The organism is Savagea serpentis (assembly GCF_015351395.1).
In the GTDB taxonomy this organism is placed as follows: domain Bacteria; phylum Bacillota; class Bacilli; order Bacillales_A; family Planococcaceae; genus Savagea; species Savagea serpentis.
The window spans coordinates 34365-47396 of record NZ_JADKPV010000006.1 but is presented as its reverse complement, the minus strand read 5'-3'; the positions used below and the strand labels follow the sequence as shown (position 1 = coordinate 47396).

Annotated in this window: 11 protein-coding genes and 1 riboswitch; of the genes, 9 read left to right on the top strand and 2 right to left on the bottom strand. The window is 40.6% G+C overall.

From position 1 onward, the window contains the following. Positions 1–33: 33 nt before the first annotated feature. Both IRY55_RS10820 and thiD read right to left on the bottom strand, forming a co-directional pair. Positions 34–807 (bottom strand): TSUP family transporter, encoded by a 774-nt coding sequence (locus IRY55_RS10820; RefSeq protein WP_194563337.1) that lies wholly within the window; start codon positions 805–807, stop codon positions 34–36. Between the two features lie 102 nt (positions 808–909). Continuing rightward, a complete protein-coding gene (gene thiD, locus IRY55_RS10815; protein ID WP_194563336.1) occupies positions 910–1740 on the bottom strand; it encodes a bifunctional hydroxymethylpyrimidine kinase/phosphomethylpyrimidine kinase in 831 nt (276 codons plus the stop codon). 307 nt (positions 1741–2047) lie between these two features. Next, a riboswitch (M-box (ykoK) riboswitch) is annotated at positions 2048–2211 on the top strand. A gap of 199 nt (positions 2212–2410) precedes the next feature. Here thiD and IRY55_RS10810 point away from each other — a divergent pair. The 9 genes from IRY55_RS10810 (at position 2411) to IRY55_RS10770 (ending at position 13030) form a co-directional block, all read left to right on the top strand. Beyond that, positions 2411–2998: a GNAT family N-acetyltransferase gene (locus IRY55_RS10810; RefSeq protein ID WP_194563335.1), complete on the top strand. Its 588-nt coding sequence runs from the start codon at positions 2411–2413 to the stop codon at positions 2996–2998. Between the two features lie 887 nt (positions 2999–3885). Next, a complete protein-coding gene (locus IRY55_RS10805) occupies positions 3886–4170 on the top strand; it encodes a hypothetical protein (RefSeq protein WP_194563334.1) in 285 nt (94 codons plus the stop codon). 1 nt (position 4171) lies between these two features. Beyond that, positions 4172–5821, top strand: a complete 1650-nt coding sequence (locus tag IRY55_RS10800) for a sodium:solute symporter family transporter (protein WP_194563333.1) — start codon at positions 4172–4174, stop codon at positions 5819–5821. Positions 5822–5893: 72 nt separating this feature from the next. Further along, the gene (locus tag IRY55_RS10795) at positions 5894–6466 is read left to right on the top strand and encodes a YIP1 family protein (protein ID WP_194563332.1); all 573 of its coding nucleotides are present in this window, start codon (positions 5894–5896) and stop codon (positions 6464–6466) included. Positions 6467–6741: 275 nt separating this feature from the next. After that, positions 6742–7527: an enoyl-CoA hydratase-related protein gene (locus IRY55_RS10790; RefSeq protein ID WP_194563331.1), complete on the top strand. Its 786-nt coding sequence runs from the start codon at positions 6742–6744 to the stop codon at positions 7525–7527. Between the two features lie 12 nt (positions 7528–7539). Beyond that, positions 7540–8580, top strand: a complete 1041-nt coding sequence (locus IRY55_RS10785) for an enoyl-CoA hydratase/isomerase family protein (RefSeq protein WP_194563330.1) — start codon at positions 7540–7542, stop codon at positions 8578–8580. A gap of 21 nt (positions 8581–8601) precedes the next feature. Continuing rightward, the gene (locus tag IRY55_RS10780; RefSeq protein ID WP_194563329.1) at positions 8602–10374 is read left to right on the top strand and encodes a sigma 54-interacting transcriptional regulator; all 1773 of its coding nucleotides are present in this window, start codon (positions 8602–8604) and stop codon (positions 10372–10374) included. A 98-nt stretch (positions 10375–10472) separates the two neighbouring features. Continuing rightward, entirely contained in the window at positions 10473–12125 is a 1653-nt protein-coding gene (locus IRY55_RS10775) for an acyl-CoA dehydrogenase family protein (protein WP_194563328.1), read from the top strand. A 32-nt stretch (positions 12126–12157) separates the two neighbouring features. Beyond that, positions 12158–13030 (top strand): NAD(P)-dependent oxidoreductase, encoded by an 873-nt coding sequence (locus IRY55_RS10770; RefSeq protein WP_194563327.1) that lies wholly within the window; start codon positions 12158–12160, stop codon positions 13028–13030. The last annotated feature ends 2 nt before the right edge of the window (positions 13031–13032 follow it).

Genomic DNA, 13032 nt, shown 5'->3' with positions numbered 1-13032 from the left:
TTACAACAACTTTACATAACCGTTACAAAACCTTCATAGTGAAGAAACGTAGTCCCATGATTGTTTCGCAAGTAAAGAAACGGTGACGACGATAAATAAAATTCGGACGTAACCGCTCCCACGTTTCATCGCAAAGCGAGATCCTACGATTGAACCGATAATTTGTGCAGCTCCCATAATGAGTCCGTAAACGAACAACACTTCACCAAGCATCATAAACATGAGAAGTGCTGCGAAGTTACTCCCGAAATTAAGTACTTTCGCATTGCCTGCCGCTTGTAAAAAGTCAAAGCCGCGCCACAATAATGCAAACATGAGGAACGAACCTGTACCAGGCCCTAAAAATCCATCATAAAATCCGATAAATGCAATAATTCCAGCGAATAAGAGGGCAGTACTTGTCGAAAAGTGTTTCATTTGAGTGACGCTACCCCAATCTTTTTTCATGAGTGTGTATACCGCGATAATTGCGAGCATAATGAGCATGAGCGGTTTTAAGACGTTCGGATCGAAAAAAGAAACGGTGTAAGCACCGAGCATGGCACCGAAGAAAGAGAGAGGAAACAATTTCATCAATGACTTCACATCAAGGTGACCGGAGCGTAAAAACATAAAGCTACTCGTGAAGGAACCGATGGAACTGGCTAATTTATTCGTCGCAAGTGCCGCAGTTGGAGAAATGCCAGTAAATAAAAGAGCAGGTAATGTAATAAGACCTCCACCACCAACGACAGAATCGACGAATGCGGCTAAAAATCCAAAAATAATTAAAATAAGTAAAATGGTAAGATTTAAATCTTCTAACAAGATGCTTCTCCTCGCTTTCTGTTTCCATTATAACGAATTTTCCAATAATAAAATGAAAAAAGTGCGCAAACTCAACAATTCGGTGAGTTTGCGCACTTTTACTTAGTTGATTGGACGAATCGATACTTCAGGAAGCGCATGATGACGCGCAGCTCCGTGCATGACAGGTCCGACATATTCGTTTAATTTCCAGCCGTGTTGGATAGCTGCAGTGACGAATGCTTTCGCTTGGACGACCGCCTCTTGAACAGCGAGGCCGTTCGCTAAGTTTGCGGTAATCGCTGCTGCGAACGTACATCCCGCTCCGTGATTGTAATGAGAGTCGATGACGTCGCTTTCTAATACGTAAAATGTCTTACCGTCATAAAATAAATCTGTCGCTTTTTCAGTAGGGAGTGAACGACCGCCTTTAATGACGACAGTTTGGGGTCCATGTGCGTGAATGCGTTTTGCTGCTTCTTTCATTTCTTCAATCGTTTTTGGCGTTTTCATGCCCGCTAGTTGTCCCGCTTCGAATAAGTTCGGTGTCGTCACCATCGCATGTGGGAGTAAGTATTGAATCATCGCGTCGGTATTTCCAGGGTTGAGCACTTCATCTTCCCCTTTACATACCATGACAGGATCGATGACGACTTTTAGAGTTCCAGATTGTTGAATTGCATCTCCCGCAATTTGGATAACTTCTTCTGTCGCTAACATCCCAGTTTTCATCGCATCGATTCCTGTAGAGAGCGCTGTTTTAATTTGAGCTTGTAATACATCCGTCGGCAATGAGTAGACACCGTGTGCCCAATATTGGTCTGGATCCATCGTTACGACGACAGTGAGCGCGGTCATACCGTAAGTTCCATGTTCTTGGAATGTTTTCAAATCCGCTTGAATTCCAGCGCCACCTGATGTATCTGAACCAGCAATTGTTAAAGTTTTCTTCATATTTTATACACTTCTTTCTCGTTGGAATGAAATGAACAAATTATACATCGTAACAGAAAAAACGACTAGAGTCAGTTCATTTTGAATCGATAAGGTCAGAATTTACATACAAATAACAATCTGAATTATCTGTCAATATAAATTAGTTAAAATGAGCACAAATAACTATATAAAATAGGTCTAAAGTGCATTGTTGAAATGTTGGAATCGATGTAAATTTAGATTGTTCCAAGTGAACGAAACAAGTTTAAAAAATAAAAAATCGGGCATAGACAAATAACGGTCTTATGCCGCTAACAACATAAAATACAAACCTCGTTAGGTGAGGCTCCTGTATGGAGATACGCTGCTACCCAGAAACGTCTACAGACGCCAATGGGTTAGCAAAAACAATCGATTTAAGGTTGTTTTTAATGTAGCTGGATTCGTCCTATGCCATACAGTGCTAAAGCTCAACGATTGAGGGTTGATCTTAGAAATGTCTATGAGACATTTTAGATTCGACGTGCCTTCAATTGTGGAGGTGCGTTTTTTTGTTGTTCGAAAGGAGGGGTGAACATGAGGGACAATTCAGAACTGCCGGCCAGTAGGTCCAACCATCATACAAACAACAATCAAATACAATGTGTGAGCGAGGAAGTACCTCTGTTCACACCGGGAGGTTATCATTATGCTCAAAAAACGTATCCTCAATCATTTCGAACAACAGCGCCTTTACGAAATGATGAGCCATCCTGAAGTGTTACCATTCGTTCGCCACAAAGCGTATTCATTGGAAGAGTTCACAAATGTGAATCGTGAAACAATCGAAGCAGAACTTCGTGGCGAGCTCATTTCACGTGTCATTTTAGACGCGTATGAGCAACCAGCAGGAACAATTAATTTATTCGATATTCATGGTACGAGCGGCTTTTTAGCAACTTGGCTCGGCAAAGAATATCAAGGTAAAGGATTAAACCAAATGGCAAAATCCGAATTTTTATATGAAGTATTTACAACGACATCGATCGATACAGTATACATGTGCATCCGTAATGAAAACATTCGCTCACAACGCGCAGCGATGAAATTACCTTACGTTTCACAAGCGACAGCAGCGAGCTGGGCACATTTTGAAACAGTGCGCAAAGACTACGCACAATTTCAACTACTTCAAGTAAACCGTGAAGATTTTTTACGCTACAACGAACAAGTTGTTCCGTTTATCGCAGCAGAAGCGATGGAAGTTGCGCCGATGTTAGTCGCAACAGAGGGGTAAGCGTATGGATCATCCGATACAAAGATATGAAAATCCGTAAATATGGAGAGAATATACTCCATCATTTACGGATTTTTTATTTTTAAAAAAATTATTTTTCCTATTTTAAAAAGTTTAATAGGAGATAAATTTGATATTAAATCAACTTATCATATATGAAATCAAAGAACACTCTATACATAGTTGTCTAAATGAGAGAAAAAAGAAATGAAAACGAGCAATTGGACAATTGTCTAATGAAATATGTAAAAAAACAGTGTAAGTCGTAAAAAGATCCATTAATTTTTGTAGAAAGTAAACAAAGTTGTGTATTTCAGTTAGACGAAACGAATAAAAAAGAAAAAATGGAGCGATTCGTTTATTGTTCTAAAAAAATAGATTGTCTAAAAAGATTGTATAAATAATAAAAAGCGTCTAAAACTGTCTGAATTATTTTAGTGGATCAATATTTTTTCAGGAAAGGAAATGGAATAAAAAGTATAAAAAAGCATTTGACAACATTTTAGTAGTGAGGTATATTTCACTCATATTAACAGCGTATTTGCTATTTCAAGCAGAAAAAACAGCTCCTGCATTATTTTAGGATATGTTGTAAATTCTAGTTGTGATGCGAGATTGAATTTTTTCCGCTGTTAGCGATCGACTCCAGTATTCTTTCATAACTGTCTAGACATGATAAAGGGAAGTGTCGATAGAAAAGAATTTGGAGAATAGGTAGAGGAGGGTAGTTATAATGAGGAGGTAATGAGTTCACGTTTATTTGTAAGCGCTTTCTTTTATGTGTTGGGGAACACGATGGATAGAAAAGAGCCGATTGGGGAATGGGCACTCCTTTTCTTCTTTACAAAGTGAAACGCTACAAATGAAATAAAAGGGGGAAATAGAATATGAATGCGTATCAAAAAGAAGTGTGGTTCACGATTATTATGTCAGCTATCTTTTTAGTAGTAGGTCACTCTGGTTTATTGTTTGCGATGTTTCCAACAGACGCGATGCTCTTCGGGTTTCCGGTAATGTATATCGTCCCGATTTTGTCTGGTTGGTTCGGCGTTTTAATTTTAACGATCATTGCGGGGGCAATTGGCAATAAAATTGACGAAGCGATCGAACGTGAAAATGAGATGAAACGAGCGGAAGCAGCGGAACAGAAATCGTCGAAAGGAGTGAACTAATATGGGGGAAAATGGATGGCAGCTTGAAAATCCGATTATCGGGATTGTCGTTGTAGCTTTAACGTTTTTATTATTCTATGTCGTTAGTTATATTTCCAACCGTTCGAGTAAATCGGTAGAAGATTTATATGCAGCAGGCGGGGGCGTCGGTGCATTTACGAACGGATTAGCGATGGCTTCTACTTATATGAGTATCGCGACGTTTTTAGGAGTTACAGGTCTTATTCTTAATATGAAAGTTCCATTCGTTATTATGTGGATTCAATTAATTTTAGCGATTCCTTTAATTACAATTATTTACGGAACCTCTTTACGACGTATGGGTGCATTTACACCGACTCACTTTATTCGTGAACGATATGGAGTTCGAGCATCGATCGTCGCAGCACTCTTTATGATTTTAGTTCAAATTATGTACGCTTTAGGGCAGATGATTGGAATTGCAGTAGCATTTGAAACATTGTTAGGAATTCCATATTTTGTGGGTCTTGTTGTTGGAGGGGTTCTTGTCATTGGTTATGTCACAATGGGGGGAATGTCTGGAGCGACAAATAATGCGGCGATTCAAATGGTCATCATTACATTAATGTTCGTTGTGCCACTCGGTGCCATCATGAAAGCGATGGGTGGGTCTGGTTGGTATTTCCCGCCACTTCTATATGCGGACATGGTACCGACGATGTTGGAAGCAGTTCCTAACTTCTTTGACTATCAATATTCTGTGAAATGGTATTTCGCTATTATTCCGGCATTGACATTCGGATCACTCGGCTTACCGCACTTAGCGATGCGTGTGTATACGGCATCTAGCCTTCAAAGTGCGCGTAAAGCGATGGTTTGGTTCGCATTAGTATTAGGAGTCGTATTCTCGGCGACATATGTGATGGGGTTCGCAGGTGTTTACTTTACAGAAACGACAGGTAATCCAATTTCTGTAGAAGATGCAGATAAATTAACGATTATTTTGAACCTTGTGTATAACTCAGAATGGGTGACAGCACTCGTTATTGCGGGAGCTGTATCAGCAGGGCTTTCTACTTTAAGTGGAAACTTAATTGCGATTGGGGCACTCATTTCACAAGATATCGTTTCGACATTGCGTCCGCATTTAGCGAATAAATCAAAAGTACGTCTCGGTTATATTTCGATCGCACTCGGTGGTGTTGTCAGTGTCGTCTTAGCATTTAACCCACCTGATTTCTTAGTCGTTAGTATTTTATGGGCGTTCGGATTAGCAGCCGTAACGAACGCACCACTTATCGTTACAGGAGTTTGGTGGAAAGAGGCGAATAAATTCGGTGCGATGTCTGCCGCAATTATCGGTGGAATCGTCTACATCGTCGTATCACCGTTCGTCTTCCCTTCAATCGTCATTAGTGGCCATGCGATGACGGATGGTTTAGGGTTGTCGGGGGCGATGTTTACCGTACCGATCAGTTTCATTTTATTAATCGTCGTGTCATACGTGACGAACCGTATGCCAGGACTTCAAAAATATTTAACGAAAACAGAAGATGCGGAGTTAATTGAACGTATTCACGGCTGGGAAACAGTTAACCCAGCGCGCTACAATAGTATGGTAGCTGCGGTGATTATCGTTGTCGGAAGTATTGCGGTGTTCGCATGGGCGATCATGCCTTGGAACTTATAATGAAAATGGAGAAATTCGGTGATTGCACATCATCGAATTCTCCTTTTCTTCTATTAAAAGGAGGCGGAAACAATGAACTCACTCCAAACGATTAAAAGAAGTTTATTTTTAGATAAAGAAGCGATGGCGCAATTTAGCCAATCTGAAAACATGGGAAAGTGGAGCATTTTCCTTATCGGATTGCTCGGAGCTATATACGGAGGGCTTTCCATTTATCAAAATCTCGAAACTGTACAGGCGTTAGAATCACCGTTATTGCGCACGGTTTTAATGCCGCTACTGCTCGTAGGTGTCGGTTTTATTACGGTATGGTTAACTGTTTTTGTTTTTTCTTTATTGCTTTGGGCAGCTGCGCGTGGGTTTGGCGGAGCGGGCATTTTACGCATCATCCGTCGCGTGACGAGCATAGCTCTTTTGCCGGCAGCATTTGCGATGCCAGCGTTCATTACATTTACGAGTGGCGGGACGTTAACGATGCTTCATATCGGATTAGCGCTCGTAGCTCTCATTTGGATTTATTTACTTTGTGTTAAGGCGTTGGAAGCGACTCAACAATTCGAAACGAAAAAAGCGTATATTGCAGTTCTCATTATGTTTGTTTTCTTTACGAGTATTTATTACATTATATTGCCACCCGTTGCTTGATCTCTTGCCGACGAACGTTGCGAACGTTCGTTTTTTTATTTGTCTAAAATTGTTGTTTAGACAAACTGAAAGTGAAATGGAGAACGATGTAGAGTGAATATGTTCAATGAGCATAAACTGTAAAAATGTGTATGTACAAAACTATACAATAATGTATAATTGTATATACAGGTAGTCGTTTTTACAATTTAAAAATGTTGAAAGCGCTACCATTTAGACATTGGCATACAACTTGCATTACTTATATAGGCAAATCAACTGGAAAGGGGAAAAGTATGATGAGTGAATATTCAAATGTAACAGTAGAAAATCATATTGCAGTATTGGAGATTGATCATGCACCAGCGAACGCACTGTCTTCGCACGTTATTCAAGAGTTGCGAGATGAAGTGAAAAAATTGGGTGAGCAAGACGATGTTCATGCAATTATCATCACAGGAAAAGGACGCTTTTTCGTAGCAGGAGCGGACATTAAAGAATTCATTCCAGCGATGGGGAACGATGAGAATGGATTAAATATGGCGAAAGCAGGACAAGCGTTATGCGATGAAATTGAAGCGTTACGCAAACCGGTGATCGCAGCAGTGAATGGTCCAGCATTAGGGGGCGGACTTGAAATTGCGTTAGGATGTCACGTTCGTTTAGCGAGTGAGAAAGCGATTTTAGGATTGCCAGAATTGAATTTAGGTTTAATTCCAGCGTTCGGCGGGACACAACGTCTTGCGCGTTTGACAAACGAAGCGGTAGCACTCGACTTAATTTTATCAGGGCGTCATATTACAGCAGCAGAAGCGAAAGATTTACACATCGTTCAATATGTTGTTCCAGGGGAAGAATTGCTCGATAAAGCGAAAGAAGTAGCAGCGTCTTACGTAAGCGCTCATAGTAATACGTCAATTTCACGTGCGATAAAGGCAGTTCAAGAAGGACTGGCAACGACTTTAGAAGAAGGATTGAAAGTAGAGCGTGAGATGTTTGCTGAATTGTTCTTAACAGAAGATGCGAAAGAAGGCGTTACCGCATTTAGCGAAAAACGTGCAGCTGAGTTTAAGCATAAATAAGGAGGGGTTTTTGTGGGAGAAGTACTCGTTATTAAACATGAGAACGGGCTCGGAGAATTAATTCTAAATCGTCCGAAAGCGTTAAACTCATTAAATACAGACATGCTTTTAATTATTCAAAAGGCTTTAGAAGAATGGAAGACAGATGATTCAGTACAAGCGGTGTTGTTACGTAGTGACTTAGAACGTGCACTCTGTGCAGGCGGGGACATCAAGATGCTTCATGCTGCACAAGAATCAGAAGAAAATCGTCAAGCAGCGATGAACTTCTTTGAAATTGAGTATGATGTAGATTTAACGATTGCAGAATATGATAAACCAATCATTGCTTATTTAAATGGAATCGTCATGGGTGGCGGTGTTGGATTGACACAGGGAGCGAGTCATCGCATCGTGACAGAAACAACACGTTGGGCGATGCCTGAAATGAATATCGGCTTCTTCCCAGACGTTGGAGGATCGTATTTCTTAAACCAAGCACCTGGTAAGGTCGGTCGATATTTAGCTTTGACAGCAAGTACAATCGGTGCACAAGATGCGATTTATGCGAAAGTAGCTGATGACTACGTGTTAAGTGATAACTTAGCAACTTTAACAGATGCTTTAAAACGAGCCGACTTTTCGACTGGAGAAGCACAAGCGATCGTTGAACGAGCGATTGCAAAAGTTCGAGCGACATTCGATGGAGAAGGAAAGCTCGAACAACAACGCGAGTCAATTGACGAGCATTTTGCGAAAGAAACAGTAGAAGACATCATCACATCTCTTGAAAATGCGGGGGATGAATTTTCCAAAAAGACGGCTAGCATCATAAAAAGCAAGTCACCCGTTTCTTTAAAAGTAACATTAGAACAACTGAAGCGTGGGGAAGGCAAGTCGTTGAAAGACTGTTTAGCGATGGAGTTAAACATCGGAGCGAATTTCTTAAAGCATAAAGATTTTTACGAAGGAATTCGTTCAGTTGTCATTGACAAAGACCAAAATCCACAATATGAATATAAAAATTTAGAAGACGTTTCGGAGGCGTTTGTCAATTCATTTTTCACAGCGTAAATAGAAAGGTTTGGTGATGATATGTTTGCCTTTGAAAAAGAGACCGAAGTAAAAGATTGGATGCGTCGTAATTATTTAACGATTCAACATACGAGTATCGTCCGAGATGCGATTCATCTCGTTATGCAAGTTGAGTTGAATGAATTGCCAGTCATTCAAGAAGATAAAATTATCGGTGTTTTTAATTTAAAGACGTATGTTCAAGCGTTGCAAAGCGCGGAACAGATTGATCAAACAGACTCAGTCACCAAATGGATGAGCAAAACATTCGCGTACGTGATGGAAAATGAAAAGATGATGCACATTGAAACGGTACCTAGTTATGTCGTCGATACGGACTATACGTTAATCGGTGTCGTCGATCAAGCGGTGCGTCATGATTACCATAAGGCTGCGGTTCAAGAAATTAAACGTCTTCAAGAGTTAGATCACTGGTATAGTTTAACATTTGATCTTGCTTATGAAGGGCTCGTGATCGTGGATAATGACGGCATAATTCGTGTTATGAACGATGCGTATTGTCGTTATGTTGGCTTGAATAAAGAGCAAGCAGTCGGCAAGCGAGCGGCAGATGTCATCGAAAATACACGCCTACCCGTCGTATTAAAGACGGGAGTACCTGAACGTAGCCAAGCGCACGTACTAGGTGGACATAATTTAGTCGTTCATCGTTTGCCGATATGGCGAGATAAAAAAGTCGTCGGAGCTGTCGGGATGCTGTTGTACGAAGGGGTCGCTGAAATTTATCAAGCCGTCCAGCGCATGCAAAAGCTAGAAGTGACAGACAAGGAAGGACTTCACATTCATTGGGAGAGTGAGGAGGAGCGCAATGCGGTTGTTCGTTTCGATGACATTTTAGGAGATAGTTTAATCATTACGCGGACGAAAAACATTGCGATTCGTGCGAGCGATACGAAAGCGACCGTGCTCATTACTGGGGAGAGCGGAGTTGGGAAAGAGCAATTCGCAAAAGCGATTCATGATATGGGAGTCATGAAAGCAGGCAACTTCGTCAGTATTAACTGTGCGGCGATTCCGGATAACTTGATCGAATCAGAACTGTTCGGATATGAAGAGGGCGCCTTCACAGGTGCGAAACGCGGCGGACATAAAGGGAAGTTTGAAATGGCTCATAACGGTACTTTGTTTTTGGATGAAATTGGGGAAATGTCTTTAAATATTCAAGCGAAAATATTGCGTGTGTTGCAAGAGCGTGAAGTTGAGCGAATCGGTGGAACAGAAGCGATTCCAATCGACACTCGAATTATCGCAGCGACGAATCGCAACTTAAAAGAGATGGTACAAGCGGGAGAGTTTCGTGAAGATTTGTACTATCGTTTAAATGTCATACCGATTGAAATTCCACCATTGAGAGAGCGTTTGACGGATATTCCGCTTATCGTTTCACATAAGTTGAGAGAACTGGCGAAAAAATATGGAAAAGAAAAAACGATTGAAGAACAAATCATTCGAAAATTTTATAACCATAGTTGGCCGGGAAATGTTCGAGAGCTCGTTAACATGTTAGAGCGTTTATACGTTTTAACGGATGAAGACCACATTCGCATTAACGATTTGACGATTCATTTATTCCAAGAGCACGAACAAACAATTGAATCACCTGTTCATACACAACCTGTAGAGAATTTAGAAGAGTTGCTGGAAATGGAAGATAAGCGCTCAATTATTCGTGCTTTACAAGAGACGGGTGGCAATAAAACAAGAGCTGCACAATTATTAAACATATCGAGAGCGACGCTTTATAATAAATTGAATCGGTATAAAATGTCTTAAGTAATCGATGAAATGAAAGCGTTTTAATGAGGCTCATGGTGAGCATCATGAGCCGACTATTTCACATAAAGGTAGTTAATAAAGGGAGGATGTTTACGATGACAAGAACTTATATTTTTCCACAAATGAATGATACGACAAAAAACTTTGCACCTGATCACTTCAATGATGAAGAGAAATTAATTGAACAGACGGTAGAGCAATTTGCAGCAGAACGAGTTTATCCATCACTTGAAAAGTTAGAGTCTTACGATTATGCGACAGCGCGTCAATTGTTTGAAGAGGCGGGAGAGCTTGGACTTTTAGGGGCGGACGTACCAGAAGATTACGATGGAATGGAAATGGGGAAAAAAATCTCAGGACTTGTTGCAGAAGGGCTCGGTCATGGGAGTAGTTTCGGAGTATCGTTCAACATACATACAGGAGTGGGAACACTTCCTTACATGTACTTCGGAACGAAAGAACAGAAGAAGAAATGCTTACCGAAACTCGCTTCAGGAGAGTGGATTGGAGCATACGCATTAACGGAGCCAAACGCTGGTTCAGATGCTCTTGCAGCGAAAGCGACAGCGAAGTTAAACGACGATGGTTCATATCGTTTAAATGGTGAGAAACAATGGATTACAAACGCTCACTTAGCGAATGTGTACGTCGTATTCGCAAAGACAGAAGAAGGGATGACAGGATTTATCGTCGAGCGCGATATGCCTGGCGTTTCAGTAGGGCCGGAAGAACAGAAGATGGGAATTAAAGGTTCTTCAACAGCGACATTAATTTTAGAAGATGTGAATGTTCCCGAAGAAAATATTTTAGGTGAGCGTGGTAAAGGACATTACATCGCATTAAATATTTTAAACTTAGCTCGTCTAAAATTAGCTTTCTCTAATATCGGATCAGGAAAACAAGCGTTCAATACGGCACTTCAATATACGCAAGAACGTAAGCAATTCAATCGTGAATTATCGCAATTTTCAATGTTACGTGAAAAGCTCGCCATGATGGCAGCGTCCATCTATCGAGCGGAGACAGGCGTTTATTACACAGCACGTCTTATTGACGAAGAAGATCTTTCCGAAGACAATATTTTGAAAGTTCTTCCACAATACGCAGCAGATTGTGCCTTGAATAAAGTAGCAGCATCTGAAATGCTCGACTATGTTGTAGATGAAGGGGTTCAAATGCACGGTGGATACGGATATATGGAAGAGTATGATATCGAGCGCATGTATCGCGATGCTCGAATCAACCGTATTTTCGAAGGAACGAACGAAATTAACCGTCTTACAGTAGCGCGAAGCATTACAAAATTGTTTACGAAAGATGCATCGGTGTTCGAAGCGGATGATGCGTTAGGCAATGAACAATACGAAAAAGCGTTAGCGGCATTTAACAAAGTGATGCAAACATTGACGAGTGAAGAAGTGATTTCATTAAAAGAGTTTGAAAATGAGCAAGAATTAATGCGCCTCATTTCAGATACAGTAATGGACTTATACTTAATGAAAGCAGTGCTCATTCGCGTTGAGGAATCGAAAAAGCGCGACATTGAAGAAGCGCTTGCAGCGTACATTACACATGATAGCAGCCGAAAGATTCAAGCGAACTTATTAGAAATTACAGCACGTATCGCAAAAGATCCAGCAGCACTCCAAGGGGCAATACGTGATTTAACAGTAGATTCAGTGGATTTAATCGGTCTGAAGCGTCAAATTGCCGACTATATGATTGGAAAAGGTTCATACTCACTATAATTTAACACACATTCACAAAAGGGGGATTTTACATGAAAAAGGTAGGAATGATTGGACTCGGGAATATGGGATTACCGATGGCGAAAAACTTATTAGCGAAATTTGAAGTGTACGGAAACGATATCAATGAGGCAGCATTAAAGGAGTTAGAAAGTCTCGGGGGAAAAATTGCGACAGGACCTGCACAGTTAGCGGAAGAATGTGACGTCATTTTAACGAGCTTGCCTTCTGAAGCGGTCGTTGAAGCAGTTTATTTGGGGAAAGACGGCATTTTCAACAATCCGACGAATGCAATTATTGTCGATACGAGCACAGTATCACCTGAAATGAACTCGAAACTCGAAAAAATTGCGAAAGAAAAAAACATCCGGTTTTTAGCAGCTCCAGTTAGTGGTGGTGTCATTGGAGCGGAAAATCGTACGTTGACATTTATGGTCGGAGGAGACAAGGCGACATTTGATGAAGTCATGCCTGTATTTGAACAGTTAGGGGAAAATATTTTCTTAGTTGGTGAACAAATCGATAGCGGAACGACTGTAAAATTAATCAATAACTTATTGATCGGTTTCTATACAGCAGGTGTCGCGGAAGCGCTCCATATTGCGAATAAACAAAATATCGATTTGGATATGTTATTCTCCATTTTAAATGTAAGTTATGGCCAAAGTCGTATTTATGACCGTAACTATAATACATTCATTGCAAAAGACGACTATGAACCTGGATTTGCGCTCGCACTCTTATTAAAAGATGTAAACTTCGCATTAGATTTGGCGAAAAGCCATGGCTTAGATTTGCCAATCAGTGAACAATTACAAAAATTATACACGGAAGCGAATTCAGAAGGATACGGACCGAAAGATATGGCTGTCTTGTATGAACGAGTAAAAGAACAGTCAAAATAAAT

Coding starts and splice junctions, on each gene's coding strand:
- IRY55_RS10805 (WP_194563334.1), top strand. CDS start 3,886: ATGAATGCGTATCAAAAAGAAGTGTGGTTCACGATTATTATGTCAGCT.
- IRY55_RS10780 (WP_194563329.1), top strand. CDS start 8,602: ATGTTTGCCTTTGAAAAAGAGACCGAAGTAAAAGATTGGATGCGTCGT.
- IRY55_RS10795 (WP_194563332.1), top strand. CDS start 5,894: ATGAACTCACTCCAAACGATTAAAAGAAGTTTATTTTTAGATAAAGAA.
- thiD (WP_194563336.1), bottom strand. CDS start 1,740: ATGAAGAAAACTTTAACAATTGCTGGTTCAGATACATCAGGTGGCGCT.
- IRY55_RS10770 (WP_194563327.1), top strand. CDS start 12,158: ATGAAAAAGGTAGGAATGATTGGACTCGGGAATATGGGATTACCGATG.
- IRY55_RS10775 (WP_194563328.1), top strand. CDS start 10,473: ATGACAAGAACTTATATTTTTCCACAAATGAATGATACGACAAAAAAC.
- IRY55_RS10810 (WP_194563335.1), top strand. CDS start 2,411: ATGCTCAAAAAACGTATCCTCAATCATTTCGAACAACAGCGCCTTTAC.
- IRY55_RS10800 (WP_194563333.1), top strand. CDS start 4,172: ATGGGGGAAAATGGATGGCAGCTTGAAAATCCGATTATCGGGATTGTC.
- IRY55_RS10790 (WP_194563331.1), top strand. CDS start 6,742: ATGATGAGTGAATATTCAAATGTAACAGTAGAAAATCATATTGCAGTA.